Source organism: Vibrio sp. CJQ_6 (genome assembly GCF_043106745.1).
GTDB classification, from domain to species: Bacteria; Pseudomonadota; Gammaproteobacteria; order Enterobacterales; family Vibrionaceae; genus Vibrio; species Vibrio furnissii.
In genome coordinates this window covers 774,544-789,043 of record NZ_JBICMV010000008.1, presented here as the reverse complement: position 1 = coordinate 789,043, position 14,500 = coordinate 774,544, and the positions used below count along the sequence as shown (strand labels likewise).

Annotated in this window: 12 protein-coding genes; 2 read left to right on the top strand and 10 right to left on the bottom strand. The window is 48.7% G+C overall.

Translation table 11 applies throughout. From position 1 onward, the window contains the following. Positions 1-134 precede the first annotated feature (134 nt). On the top strand, positions 135-812 hold the full coding sequence (locus ACF8PK_RS05780; protein WP_154181217.1) for a DUF2982 domain-containing protein: 678 nt from the start codon (positions 135-137) through the stop codon (positions 810-812). Here ACF8PK_RS05780 and ACF8PK_RS05775 read toward each other — a convergent pair. The 10 genes from ACF8PK_RS05775 to gyrA all read right to left on the bottom strand — a co-directional run bounded on the left by ACF8PK_RS05775 (position 806) and on the right by gyrA (position 13,084). Further along, positions 806-1,462 (bottom strand): MBL fold metallo-hydrolase, encoded by a 657-nt coding sequence (locus tag ACF8PK_RS05775; RefSeq protein ID WP_014204993.1) that lies wholly within the window; start codon positions 1,460-1,462, stop codon positions 806-808. The genes ACF8PK_RS05780 and ACF8PK_RS05775 overlap by 7 nt on opposite strands. 63 nt (positions 1,463-1,525) lie before the next feature. After that, positions 1,526-2,074 (bottom strand): DUF882 domain-containing protein, encoded by a 549-nt coding sequence (locus ACF8PK_RS05770; RefSeq protein ID WP_014204992.1) that lies wholly within the window; start codon positions 2,072-2,074, stop codon positions 1,526-1,528. Between the two features lie 178 nt (positions 2,075-2,252). Continuing rightward, positions 2,253-3,806 (bottom strand): murein L,D-transpeptidase, encoded by a 1,554-nt coding sequence (locus tag ACF8PK_RS05765; RefSeq protein WP_392440478.1) that lies wholly within the window; start codon positions 3,804-3,806, stop codon positions 2,253-2,255. A gap of 114 nt (positions 3,807-3,920) precedes the next feature. Continuing rightward, positions 3,921-4,997, bottom strand: a complete 1,077-nt coding sequence (locus tag ACF8PK_RS05760; protein ID WP_014204990.1) for a DUF1513 domain-containing protein — start codon at positions 4,995-4,997, stop codon at positions 3,921-3,923. After that, positions 4,987-6,012: an imelysin family protein gene (locus ACF8PK_RS05755; RefSeq protein WP_286279139.1), complete on the bottom strand. Its 1,026-nt coding sequence runs from the start codon at positions 6,010-6,012 to the stop codon at positions 4,987-4,989. Before ACF8PK_RS05755 ends, ACF8PK_RS05760 begins: the two co-directional genes overlap by 11 nt. Before the next feature lie 8 nt (positions 6,013-6,020). After that, entirely contained in the window at positions 6,021-7,403 is a 1,383-nt protein-coding gene (locus tag ACF8PK_RS05750) for a di-heme oxidoredictase family protein (protein ID WP_392440475.1), read from the bottom strand. Between the two features lie 123 nt (positions 7,404-7,526). Further along, a complete protein-coding gene (locus ACF8PK_RS05745) occupies positions 7,527-8,786 on the bottom strand; it encodes an imelysin family protein (protein ID WP_392440473.1) in 1,260 nt (419 codons plus the stop codon). Between the two features lie 154 nt (positions 8,787-8,940). After that, positions 8,941-9,588: a GTP cyclohydrolase II gene (ribA, locus tag ACF8PK_RS05740; protein WP_004725665.1), complete on the bottom strand. Its 648-nt coding sequence runs from the start codon at positions 9,586-9,588 to the stop codon at positions 8,941-8,943. 171 nt (positions 9,589-9,759) lie between these two features. Beyond that, positions 9,760-9,939: a hypothetical protein gene (locus ACF8PK_RS05735; RefSeq protein WP_004725663.1), complete on the bottom strand. Its 180-nt coding sequence runs from the start codon at positions 9,937-9,939 to the stop codon at positions 9,760-9,762. 517 nt (positions 9,940-10,456) lie between these two features. Next, on the bottom strand, positions 10,457-13,084 hold the full coding sequence (gene gyrA / locus ACF8PK_RS05730; RefSeq protein ID WP_392440470.1) for a DNA topoisomerase (ATP-hydrolyzing) subunit A: 2,628 nt from the start codon (positions 13,082-13,084) through the stop codon (positions 10,457-10,459). 353 nt (positions 13,085-13,437) lie between these two features. Here gyrA and ubiG point away from each other — a divergent pair, with 353 nt between their 5' ends. After that, entirely contained in the window at positions 13,438-14,145 is a 708-nt protein-coding gene (gene ubiG, locus ACF8PK_RS05725; RefSeq protein WP_004725659.1) for a bifunctional 2-polyprenyl-6-hydroxyphenol methylase/3-demethylubiquinol 3-O-methyltransferase UbiG, read from the top strand. Positions 14,146-14,500 lie beyond the last annotated feature (355 nt).

Below are 14,500 nucleotides of genomic sequence, written 5' to 3'. Positions count from 1 at the left end.
TGTTGGTCAAGATCGAGGGCAAAAACACGCTTTTCTGTTATGGATGACTACAATTTAACCATGAGGTAAAGTGATCACTTGCCGCACCACTGGGTATAAATACAGAGAAATTTCAGACCATTGTAGCGAGCTGTATGCAAACTGTTCATTTATCAAATCATCACTTCGACCTGAACTCCCCTTACGCCAAAGTCGTGGGTTTTGTCGTGATCGTCGCCACGCTGTTTCTGGTCATTCTGTCACCAAGCTGGCCGCAAGCGCTGATTTCCCTCTTGGCGATGACAACATTGTGCGGTTTGGGCTATTGGCTCATTCGCAAAAGCTGGGTGGGTTACACACTCACGCCGACCCATTTTCAGCAACATCTGTTTCATGGCGGTTGGGTGGTGAAATGGAATAATATCAGCCGCATCGGCATTTGCAGTTATGAGCAGGAAGGCTGGTATCAGCCCTTGCCTTGGATTGGGATCAAGCTAAAGCAATACGAACCTTATCTCGATGGCATTTGTCCGCGCATCGCAACCGAGATTCTGCTCAGTCAACGCGCGCTGCTTTATCTCGGCGCACGGCAGAAAAATCAAGAATCCGCATTTGAAGACATGGTGTTAGACGCTGAGCCTTATTGCGAACGCCACCAAGGCAAAGTGTATAAAGGGTTGATGGCCATGCTGGCCAACCGAATGCGTTATCAGCGCCAATACTATGATTATGATGTGTTTATTTCGGCCAGCGATCTCGACCGCAGTCCTGAGGAGTTTGTTGGATTGGCTCGGCGCTATCTTGCCGCGGCCGAGCCGGAACTGAATCAGTAAAGCGGCATTTCATCCGCAACAAACGGATTGCTTGCACGCTCTCGACCAAAGGTCGACGTTGGGCCATGACCCGGAATGAACGTCACATCGTTCCCCAGCGGCCATAGTTTGGTTTTAATCGACGTGATCAGGGTATTGAAGTCACCTCGAGGGAAATCGGTACGACCAATGGCACCATTAAACAGCACGTCACCCACAAAGGCTAAGCGCGCTTCGTCGCTAAACAGCACCACGTGACCCGGTGTGTGCCCTGGTGTGTGCAACACATTCAGCGTCTGATGACCAAACGTGATGGTATCGCCCTCGTCTAGCCACGCCGTCGGTTCAAACGCCTCGGTCAACGGAAACCCAAACATCTGGCTCTGGCCTTCCAAACCTTGCAACCAGAAGTTATCGTCTTTATGAGGGCCAATGATATCAATGCCGCCAAGCAACGCGGCCAGCGGTTCTGTGCCACCGACGTGATCCAAGTGGCCATGTGTGAGCACCAGTTTGACCACGTTCACACCCAGCTCATCAATCATCATTTTCAGTTGTTTCACGTCACCGCCCGGATCCACCACGATACCGTCCATGGTTTCATCACACCAGACGATCGAGCAGTTTTGCGCAAACGGCGTTACGGGAACAATTTGATATTTTAAAGACATGCTAAACCTTGTTCGAACAACGAATTTGCTCGAACTATGACACTCTCATTCTAATTTGACAAGCTAGGCGCCACGCCACTGGCGAACGGGGCCGGTATCGATGTGAACAAACTGACTCTTGGGATAGTAACCCACGCCGCCCGCTTTTAAGCTCAACGCCGCTTCATGAATTTGTTTGAGCGACACACCATCCAAACGGAAATCAATGGCCTGCCCTAACATGTGAAAGCTCTTCTTTGCCACGCCGGATGACTTCCCGCGCAGCATTTCGTTCGTGGCTGGTGAACGGTAACCGGAAATGATCTGCACTTCAGCTTCGGTGCCCAACACCGCCTGAATGCGCGAAATCTGGTCAAACAGCTTTTTATCCATTTGATGGACTTCATTCTGACGAAAGTCACGACAGATATGATTCAAACGTTGCAATTCAGAACGTACATAACGTTGACCATTAAAATAACAGGTTTCTAATGTTTCACCGGTATGGAGGTTGTTCATGGCTAAAACACGAGGTTTATCGGGATACGAGGCATGGGCAATCCCCGGGACACAAGTCGCAACCACCAAACCAGAACCAGCAAACTTTAGAAAATCTCGACGTGACAGACTCAAAACAGCACCTTTAACTACGGAATTCGATCTTAACAATCCGGCAAACTACCGGACTCCTCCGCGAAGATCAAATGCATAATTTGTGCTAATTCGGTCACATTTTACCGGTCAAATAGCTTACTAATTGACCAGTAAAGAAATTTTCCTTGTGTAATATTTTAGTAAATTTTGAACTGCATCACCCACGGTTGGGTTTGATTCGGTCCAAGCGGTAAATGTCGTCCCGATAGTGCACTTCCCCCCCTTCGTACCATACCGTTTGATAAATGATGTGCACGGGAATGCGCTTCTTCAGCGGAATGGCGCGATTGGCTGCGTCAGGGTTGGGAATCAATTCACTGTGCTTGATGCCCTGCGTCTCCAACAATGCGGTGGCAAACTGATCGGCGTGTTCCACCCGAATACAACCGGAGCTGAATGCACGTGTTGGGTGATTAAACAAATGTTTACTGGGTGTATCGTGTAAATAAATCGCCCGTTTATTCGGCGTGTTGAATTTATACAGCCCCAATGCATTTTGGTTGCCAGCCTGTTGTCGCATGCGGTAAGGAAAGGTTTTCGGATTGACGTTTTGCCAATCAATCAACGCGGGATCAAGCGTTTGGTCTGATTTCCAGCTCTCGATGATATCGATGTGATGACGGCTTAAGTAGGAAGCATCACGCTTGGTCATCGGCAGAATATCTTCCACCATGATTTTGTGCGGTACATTCCACGTCGGGTTCAGAATCAAAGAATCCAACTTGGTCGACATAACGGGTGTCGGGCGTGTGACACGTCCAACGACGACTTTGGATTCAAACACAGGCTTGCCCGAGTACCAATATTTGAGATTATACCCTGGGACATTAACGACAATCACAGTGTCATCCTGAGTGCTCCAAAGCCGCATCCGCTCCGCGTTCAACGCCAAGAGAGCCAAACGCTCAGGAACTTTCATATTGAGCCACTTCAGCGTATCAGGGCCGATGATGCCATCCACCTTCAAGCCATGCATTTTTTGAAACTGTTTGACCGGTTCCACCAGCGAGTTGTCGTACCACGTGACATTGTCACTGATTCCAGCCACATCAATGTTGACCAAAGAGAGTCGCTGGATCAGCGTGCGCCGATCTTCCAATTTATCGCCCGGTCTCTTCAAGCGAGCCTGAACGTACACTGACAGCATTTGTGGCTCAATCTGACTCAAATAGCGATAGGCGCTCACCAACTGACGATAGGCCGCATCTTGCGGTGTATACTCATCAATTAAATCTGTGATGCCATGAATTCCCACCGCGATATGCAGCGCCAGCCTCGCCTGTTCACTGGGCAAGGGTAACGAATGGTTGAGATTGCCTTCAAAAAACCAAGTCATCCCCTCTTGCGGCGCTCGCTCGGCATAACTGAGATAGAGCAATAACGTGTCGGTGGCGAGCAAGTCATATTCAAACCATTCGCCCGCTTCTCGATACTGAACCAAGGCGTGATATTGGCGTTCAAACAAAGGGCTGATGTTGGCGCGACGAATCATATCCAGCTGTTGCTCGAAATGCTGCATCGTGAGCATATCCGTCCAGATGAGTTGGTCATTGTTTTCGTGGTAAAGGCGTTCAAGTTGTTGCGGGTATTGCAGTAAAGGCGTGACCGACGAGCGGCTGTCGACCCAGCCAAGATTGGCAAAGTAAGGTGAGGAAGCCGAAGGAAAACTAAAGAAAATCAATAATAAAACAACAAATGAACAACGCTTCATATCACAATGCCCAAATCACTCGCCAATACATCAAGTATGGCAAAAGAAATGGGCATATGTTAGTTCATCAATGTGTCAGAAATGCGCTTTCGCTTGAGGCGATCACGAATTGCGTCAGAGAATCGCCGACCAGTGGTTGTCCCACTGCACATTGGTCACCGTTTGTTGGGCCGGTTGCGGATATTCACTGGTCACGACCAAGGCCGAACCGGAGCTGACCTGAAAACGGTCGCCATGAACCACGACACCGGACGCATCTGGCAATGCCGACAGCTCAACCAATTCACGCGTCTCTTTTGACCAAATGCCGTAACAGTTGCCCACAGGCGACGTTGCCAGAATCCATTGATCCGTCGCCGCAATGCTCGCGATGTAATGGTTAAACCGCGCCCACTGTTCCGGCTCCGCCAACAGCGGAATCATGTCACCACCTCGAGTATGCATCGCGACCAACGATGGGTAGTCATCGGGTTGACCGCGATATTGCTGACCACACAGCACCGTCTCACTCCCATCATGCGCCAAATGACGAATGCTGAGATGATGGTCCGGCAAGGATACCTGATCAAGAATCACGCCTTCCGCAGACAAATAAGTCAGGCTTGGTTTCATGGTGGCAATGTTAAGCGGTTCACGACCGTTGGTATGAACACCGCCCACACCAATCACCAAGGTATCATCCGGCATCACAATCACTTCATGTGGGCCAATACCAAAACCGGTCAATTCTGCCACTTTCTGATAGTGATGCGCGACATCATACACACCAATGATGCCTCGGCTGGTGCCTCGCTCCCCTTCGGTCGCAAACAACCATTGTCCATCGTTTGAGTACACGCCGTGACCATAATAGTGACGATTGTCATCTGCTGGGCGTAGTTGCATCATCGCTTGGGTCTGATAATCAAACACCATCAAAAACTCACCCGGCCGGCGACCAAACGCCACGGCTTGAGTCAGTGTCGGGTGAATCGCCACACCATGACCGCGCCCAGGCAGCGGCAATTGGTGAATGGCTTGACCTTGGCTGTTGGCAATGACCGCACTGAACTGATTGCGATTTTTAATCGCGCAACCAATCAGCGCAGGCGTTTGGTTAGGCTGGCTCGCGCAGCCAAAGGGCATCATCGGCGCACAGGCGCCAAACAATGCCGCTTTCAATAGCGAGCGACGCGTTTGATCAGTCACCATCGCTAGAGTTAAACCCGATCACCACACCCAATGCCACAGCCACTTCTTCATGCAGCAGGTATTTCAGTTGATCCAACTTGTTGTACTGAGACAACGCGTCGCGGTAGCCTTCTTTGGTTTGCAGCATATCAAACAAACTTGGTTCCGCAGGCCAAGTGTCAACCAGATTGGCGTATTGAGTTTTCACGCGATCAGCCAGTTCAACCAGATTACGCTCACGAAGTTGCCCATCCAGGCTTGCCAAATAAAGCGCCTGCATCGCTTCTACGTTTGCTTTCAGGTTCAGCATGGACGTTTTCGAACGCCAAGATTCCGAGAAATAGGGACGCGGTTTGCCAACATTGGCCAGTGGGCGTGTCATTTTCGACATCGCATGTTCCAACTGATTCGATAGCAGCGCTATGTATTCCGATTCCCACGTTGCGACGTCCATCGATTTCCAGGGGTTCTGCTGCCACGCTTGCGCAATCACATCGGCTTTATTGGCCAAGTTTTGGCTAATCCCCAACGCCGATTGGCACGCCGATTTCGGTGCCGATGTCAGCGGAGATGTCGCATCGTACAGTAACCATTCCAACGCCCCCAACCCTTGCACGGTCACACTCTGCTGCGCAATTTGCTCAGCACTCCATGCGCGGTCTTGATGCACTAACGCAGCCATCTTGCGACCGGTGGTGTTCTTTTTATCAGGCCAGAATTGCACATTCCAGCTCTGTTCCAGTGCCGCCGCCGGGCCACGCTCCTGCCCTTGCAGCGCCATCCATGCCGTCATGGTTTGATGCCACTGCGTTTTCAACGGATCCGTATCCAGATCGGCCTGTTCACAATAACGGCCAAACGCCTGAGCCAATTGGTCCGCCTCTGTTTTAAAGCGTTCCGCGGATTGATATTCCAGCACGTACACTGGCTGGCTGACATGTTGTGTCTGCTCGGCTTTGGAATCTGGCATCCCTGTGCTTTGACAAGCAGACAAAACCAGCGCGAGTGCCACTGGTGTCATTGATTTAAACGTCATTCTCACACCTATAAAGAATTCAAAAATGCGATCAGCGCTTCACGCTGTTGTTGATCAAATTGCAACACACGATCACGCGACGCTTTCGCTTCACCGCCATGCCACAACACCGCTTCCATTACATTTCGCGCACGTCCGTCATGCAGATAATAGGTATGTCCGTTGACTTCCTGCGTATACCCGATGCCCCACAGCGGTGGCGTTCGCCACTCTTGTGCGCTCGCCAATGCTTCTGGTCGGCCATCGCTCAGCCCTTCGCCCATATCATGCAACAGCAGATCCGTATAGGGATGGATCGTCTGCTCTGACAGCGCGGGAAGGTACGCGCGTTTGGCCGTCACCACCTGCGTTTTGTGGCATGCCACACAGCCGCTGTCATGAAATAACTGTTCACCTTTCATGACTTGTGGATCATCAAGATTCCGTCGTACCGGCACCGCCAAATGTTGCGAGTAAAACTCAACGAAATCGAGAATATTATCGCTCACTTCCGGCGTACCGCCGTTGGGCAAACTGTCGCACAGTGTTTGCTTCGTTGTACAGTTTTCGTGTGGATACAACCGACTGGTTAAACCAATGTCACCATTAAATGCCGCCGCATTTTGTTGCATTAACGAAGGTTGACCAGCTTTCCAGCCAAATCGACCGATGACGGTTTTCTCGGCTTGAACGTCCCATACGCGGTTCAGTTTGCCAGAAATCCCATCACGGTTGAGATCGTGTTCGTCTGCCCACTCAAGCAGTGTCGATTCCGGGATACTTTCAAGCAATCCCAAACCAATCATGGGTGGCGCCACACGCGCAGACAACTGTGTATCTGCATGCAACGGACCATACGCTAATTCAACAATAGACACATTCGGCTTTCTAAGCATCACCGGCGTACCATCGGCAAAGTGCACCGCCACGTCATCGTAGGTGATGTGGATCTGCCCTTCCGGCTTTTTACCCGGCAAGGCAAAATCTTGCAGTTGAGCGCCATACGTTGGCTCTGGCACCACGCCCTCTTTTTCATACAGCGCGTGGTCTTCAGGTGATGTGGCGGGAATGCTCATGCGCACCAGCATAGAGACCGCTTGCGTGTCGTTTTCTTCTGGAGGATGACCCCGGCCATCTTTGATGTGGCAGTTTTGACACCCGTTGGTATTAAACAGCGGGCCAAGGCCATCACGGGCTTCCGTTGACGACGGCGCTGCGACCCAAGGATTGCGAAAGAAACTGTTGCCGACACTGAAATCGAGGCGCTTAGACAGCGGTAAGTTGGAGGCAGGCATTGAATACGCATTCTGCCCTGATTTGGTGGTGCTAGTACCACCGCCAGATTTGGGTTCACCCGCCAGCGCGGATGCCGACATCAATCCAAGAAGGAGCGCGGAGTAATACAACTTCATTCCATTCTTCTCGTGTAATAAAAAGCAAGAAACCCAATCGCCATACATGACAAAAATACGCTCTTTGACACGCTGAGGATTGGGTAAAAAGAGCCCTGCGACGCGGGCTCCTACGATCGATTTTTAGAATTCGTGATCCGCAGTATCTGGGTTCAGGTTATCGATACCAATCACGTTTGCAGCACGTTCAATTGAAGCCGTCTGCGCCACCAAAGCCATGATAGCTTTGTTCACCAGCGCGTTACCCGCTTTGTTGTCTGCCGCAATCAGTTGGTCGAAATGCTGATTGTTTTTCTCTGCCGAATTCACCAGCTCACCCACTTGAGCGCGCGCCGCATCGAATTGCTTCATGATTTCTTTCGCAGCGACGTCATCTTTCTGTGCAACCAAATCGTAAATCGAAGCACCCGTTAGCGTTGAGCCATCTGCACGCGTGTACGTACCGGTGTAGATATTGTAGATGCCTTGCTCGTCATAGAAGTGAGAGTTGTGCGTGTTGTCTGAGAAACAATCGTGCTCATCTTCAGTAGAGTTCGCTTCCAGAGCCACTTTCATGCGCTCACCAGCCAGTTCACCCAATGACAGCGACCCCATGCCAAACAGCATTTTACGCAAGCCATTCGTTGATGAATCCGCCAACAGCGCTTCACGGTAATTGCCTTTCTCTTTTTCAGACCACTGCTTTTCCATCCACTCGAGATCTTGCACCAACAGTTGTGCAGATGCTTTCAGGTATTGAGCGCGGCGATCACAATTGCCATGCGTACAAGCATCACCTTGAGCATAGTCGGTGTATGGGCGTTCACCCGCACCCGCTTGAGTGCCGTGCAAATCTTGGCCCCAAAGCAGGAATTCAATGGCGTGATATCCGGACGCAACGTTAGCCTCAGAACCACCGACCTCATTCAGGCTTGCAATCAGCTCCGGCGTAATTTTAGAAGCATCGATGGTGGTCGCACCAATGGTGATCGACGCGTTGCCAACGATGTTTGCGCTCGCGCCTTCATTACCCAATTCATATTGGTAATCGTCGGACACGTAATCAATCAGGCCTTCATCGAGTGGCCATGCATTCAATTGGCCTTCCCAATCATCAACGACCGCGTTACCAAAACGGAAAACTTCAGACTGTTGGTAAGGAACGCGTGCGACAATCCATGCTTGTTTCACTTGCTGAAGTTTGGCTTCAGAAGGTGCAGCAAGGAACGAATCGATTGATTTCTCAAGATTCTTTGCCGTGGTGAGCGAGTCAGAAAAGACAGCGTGCGCGATATCGGCGTAATGAGCGACCACCTGATCCTGGGTGACAGCGGCAAAACTAGCACTGCTGGCCAGTGCCAGAGATGCTGCGATAGATTGGACTAAAAGTGACTTAACTTTCATTTAAGCATCCTTGTTGAGCATGATTCATTGCTAGTGCTAATTATTATCATTTGCACTTTTAGCCGCGATAATACAAATTTACATTTTTTTTGCAAGCTGTAACGAAAAAAACCTCACCGAAGTGAGGCTTTTATCAACGATTAGCGAAAATTGCTCAGAGTTTGAGCTGATGTTTACCGTGCGCCACTTTAGCTTTCAAGTAGTTCTCGTTGCCTGACTTGATGTGTGCAGCAGTGTGGACGACTTCCACGATCTCGATCCCATACTCTTTCAGTTCACGAATTTTTTTCGGGTTATTCGTCACTAAGCGAATTTTATTGACGTTCAGTGCGTTCAGCATCTGAGCGGCTTCAGCAAAATCGCGAAGATCATCGCTAAAACCAAGATGATTGTTGGCTTGATACGTATCCATGCCCTGACTTTGTAGTCGGTAAGCATCAATCTTATTGTAAAGGCCAATACCACGACCTTCTTGACGCAGATACAAAATGATCCCGCCATGTTCGCCCATTTTCGCGATCGTTTCTTCGAGTTGCTCACCACAATCACAACGCGATGAATGGAATACATCGCCAGTGAGACATTCAGAGTGCATGCGCACGAGTGGAACTTCTTGGGTTTTATCTGCTGACTTGAAAATGACGGCAACGTGCTCTTTATCGGTCTTCAATCCTCTGAAAGACAGGATTTCTGCATCAATATTACTTTTCGCACCTACTTTTAAATCAACTCTGGCTCTTACTTCCGCCATATCTGCACTCACCTGATTCATTACTGGATGCATGCTGGTTATTGTATGCATTCTTATACCTTACTTGTGACTTTACTATGGGGTCTGATACCCCACTTTTCAACGAAAAGATCACAAAACTACTATAAATGTTATATTATAACAATTTGAAATTTGCGCAACAAAAAACCCAGCCTCTTTACGAGTAAACTGGGTTTGCAAAAATTCAGCGTGTTCAGAGCATTAGTGACTTTGGGTTTTCTTCCATACGGCCAATTCAACCCACAATTGTTCTAGCTCTTTCAACTCTTCTGGCGTGAGGATAGACAACGTTGGTTTCGACTGCGGCAGCGTGCACGACTGCAGCGCGCTAATTTGCGCGTAAAAGTCTTTTTTCAACTGTGTAATCACTGAATAGTCCACTGCCTTTTCCTGCTGATTATTATTTGCACTGAGGAAATAATAACATTTTCTCTTTGTCAGTGTTGTGTAAATTTAAATATTGGAATAATCGTCACATTATTTCCGCTAAAGTTAAAAAGAACGCAAATAAAACTCGCCGATCCGTTCACTTATATTTGATCAACAATTCAACGATCGTTTTATTATATATCGACGTAGCATTGCCGTTATTTTATGCACCTAACGTGGAAACCGACAGGCCAAAAAAATGATGATAACCTACTCTTTATAAAGGAAAATTGTCACTAAAATAGAACAACATCACCCAACGTTTATTCTCAAATTAAAGCGGCATAGCGGTATGATCGAAGAACAAAATTGATGATCGTCAATTTTAACAGCGGCATTTTTAAATAATGTTCACCAGCTATATTAAAACCGTTTTATTAACCCAGTGTGCGACTCAACTATTTAATTGCCTTTCTTGAGGATACAAAAAAGCCGGGCTAATTTGCCCGGCTTTTTAATTTGTGAAGCGTTACGCTTCAGAATCACCTTCTGTTGGCGCTTCTGGTGCTTCCGCCGCGTCAACGTTTTCCGTCATCTCTGAACCTTCTTCTCCTTCAAGAAGTTCGGATTCTTCAATTTCTTCAATACGTTGCAGACCAACCACTTGTTCGTCTTCAGAGGTACGAATGAGCGTAACACCCTGGGTGTTACGACCTACTTGACTCACCTCTGCCACACGAGTACGTACCAGTGTGCCCGCATTGGTGATCATCATGAATTCGTCGCCTTCGTCCGCTTGAACGGCACCGACAACTCGGCCATTACGCTCAGAGACTTTAATCGAGACTACACCCTGTGTTGCACGGCTCTTCGCTGGGTATTCCGCCAGAACAGTACGTTTACCGTAACCATTTTCAGTCACAGTCAGGATATCGCCATCAGTCTTCGGTACGATCAGTGAAACCACTTGGTCACCTTCCATTAGCTTCATACCGCGAACACCTGACGCAGTACGGCCCATGGCACGAACTTGATCTTCGTTGAAGCGAACCACTTTACCTGATTTCGAGAACAGCATGATTTCGCTGTCGCCGTTGGTGATATCGACACCAATCAGAGAATCGTCGTCACGCAGGTTCACGGCGATAAGGCCATTCGAACGTACGTTGGAGAACTGATCCAAAGAAGTTTTCTTCACTGTACCGTCACCGGTTGCCATGAAGATGAACTTATCATCACTAAATTCTGTCACTGGCAGAATTGCAGTGATGCGCTCGTTATCTTCCAACGGCAGCAAGTTGACGATTGGCTTACCACGCGCGGTGCGGCTTGCCAGCGGCAATTGATACACTTTCATGCGGTAGGTCTTACCGCGAGTCGAGAAGCACAGGATGTTGTCGTGCGTATTCGCAACCAGAAGACGTTCAATGTAGTCTTCATCTTTCATGCGAGTCGCACTCTTACCTTTACCACCACGACGCTGAGCTTCGTAGTCGCTCAGTAACTGGTATTTCACGTAACCTTCGTGAGACAGCGTGACCACCACGTCTTCACGCGCGATCAGTTCTTCCAGATCAATGTCATGGCTTGCTGCGGTGATTTCAGTGCGACGCGCGTCACCGTAACCATCACGCACAGCTTGCAGTTCTTCGCGGATCACTTCCATCAGACGTTCTGTGCTAGCCAGAATGTGCATCAGTTCAGCGATCTCTTCCAGAAGCTGTTTGTATTCGTCAAGAATCTTCTCGTGTTCCAGACCGGTCAGTTTGTGTAGACGCAGATCCAGAATCGCTTGCGCTTGCTGTTCAGTCAGGAAGTACTGGCCGTCACGAATACCGTATTGCGGCTCAAGCCACTCAGGACGTGCTGCATCGGTACCCGCGCGCTCAAGCATCGCCGCAACGTTACCCAAAGCCCAACCACGTGCAACCAAACCTGCTTTCGCTTCAGCAGGCGTCGATGCTTTACGGATCAAGTCGATGATGTCGTCGATGTTGGCCAGCGCCAGTGCCAAACCTTCAAGGATATGTGCACGTTCACGCGCTTTACGCAGTTCAAAAATGGTACGACGTGTCACCACTTCACGGCGGTGATCGACGAAACATTTCAGCATCTCTTTCAGGTTAAACAGTTTCGGCTGACCATTGTCCAGCGCGACCATGTTGATACCGAAAGTGGTTTGTAGCTGAGTGTTCGCGTAGAGGTTGTTCAGAACCACTTCGCCAACCGCGTCACGCTTACATTCAATCACAATACGCATACCGTCTTTATCTGACTCGTCGCGCAGTGCACTGATGCCTTCTACTTTCTTGTCTTTCACCAGCTCCGCAATTTTCTCGATCAGGCGAGCTTTGTTCACCTGATAAGGAATTTCGGTCACGATGATGGTTTCTTTACCGTGCTTATCCGCCTCAATTTCAGCTTTTGAGCGCATGTAAATTTTGCCGCGGCCGGTTTTGTATGCATCAACGATGCCTTTGCGGCCACTGATCAATGCTGCCGTTGGGAAATCCGGGCCCGGAATGTAATCCATCAACTCATCAATGGTGATGCTTTCGTTGTCAATGAATGCCAAGCAACCATCAATCACTTCCGTCAAGTTATGCGGTGGGATATTGGTTGCCATACCTACTGCGATACCAGAGGCACCGTTGACCAGCAAGTTAGGAATTTTGGTCGGAAGAACCGCAGGGATCTGTTCAGTACCATCATAGTTTGGTACGTAATCCACGGTTTCTTTATCAAGGTCTGCCAGCAACTCATGGGCAATTTTTGCCATACGTACTTCGGTGTAACGCATTGCCGCCGCTGAGTCACCATCAATCGAGCCGAAGTTACCTTGGCCATCGACCAACATGTAGCGGAGTGAGAACGGCTGCGCCATACGTACAATTGTATCGTATACCGCGCTATCACCGTGCGGGTGATATTTACCGATAACGTCACCAACCACACGGGCAGATTTTTTATATGCTTTGTTCCAATCGTTCCCCAGAACGTTCATCGCGAACAAAACGCGACGGTGAACTGGTTTTAGGCCATCACGCACATCTGGAAGAGCACGACCGACGATAACTGACATCGCGTAGTCTAGGTATGAACCTCGAAGCTCATCTTCAATGTTTACGGGCGTGATCTCTTTAGCTAGATCGCTCATAGAGCCATTATCCCTCTATAGTTTGATCGGTATATCCAGACAACATTCAGCGCATGCCAATCTCAGCATGAAACATTGAATGCAGAAAGACCTGAATATTATTGATACTTATAAGGTGAAAAAATATAACACAAGTTCCTAAGCTTCGGCATCACTTTCCCTCCCCTTTTATCAGGTTGTGACCTTTGTTGTGAATCAACTGCTGAGAATTTACACATTCCTCCCATATCCAACTGATAAGCGGTTATTTTTTGTCCATCCATTTGGGAATCAAAGATAACAAGTGGTGCGAAATGACAACGGCGCTATAATGCCCCCTTATTCATGGATGCATAACACAGGCAACGAGTAGCATGAGCAAACCGCAAAACGTCGACCCCAATGAAATCAAGAAATTTGAAGAGATGGCCTCACGTTGGTGGGATCTTGAAGGCGAATTCAAACCCCTTCATCAGATTAACCCACTGCGTCTGAACTATGTGCTAGAACGCGCCGACGGGCTGTTTGGTAAAACGGTGCTCGATGTGGGCTGTGGTGGTGGTATTCTTGCGGAGAGTATGGCCCGCGAAGGTGCCCACGTGACGGGTTTGGATATGGGCAAAGAGCCATTAGAAGTTGCTCGTCTACACGCTCTTGAAACGGGCACGAAGCTGACTTACATCCAAAGTACCATTGAAGATCACGCGCAAGAGAACCCACAGACTTATGACGTCGTGACTTGCATGGAAATGCTTGAGCACGTGCCCGACCCACTGTCCGTGATTCAATCATGCGCAGCGTTGGTCAAACCCGGTGGTCATGTGTTCTTCTCTACACTCAATCGCAACTTTAAGTCATACTTGTTCGCGATTGTCGGCGCGGAAAAGCTGCTCAAGATTGTACCGGAAGGTACGCACGACCATGAGAAATTCATTCGTCCTTCTGAGCTGCTCAAGATGATCGATGCAACACCTTTACAAGAGCAAGGCATCACCGGATTACTCTATAACCCGCTGACCGACACGTACCGTTTAGGCGCAAACGTTGACGTCAACTACATCATCCATACACGCCTGATTTAAGGGGTGTTATACGCTAAAAGTCGATGGTCAAATAGCACACTCTACGATCGATTTTTAGCGTGTTTTTTGTGCTCTAGATTCCACTTTAATCAATCCGGAACACACTAGAGTTTTTACCTAAAGATCAAGATATTTTTTTTCGATCGTGGTTATGAAAAAACCAATCTTGAAATGACGATTTTCTACAATCAATTCTGCTCTTTGATCATCGGTGAGTGGCTACTAACTGTTTTTTTTCAATTTGCTAGTTATCCACAAACTGTCCCCGATCTGTAACTTGCAATACCCCCTCAATAGCACTATCTTGTAATGCGAACACTGATGCACCCCTACATATAGTGTTTATGACACTATA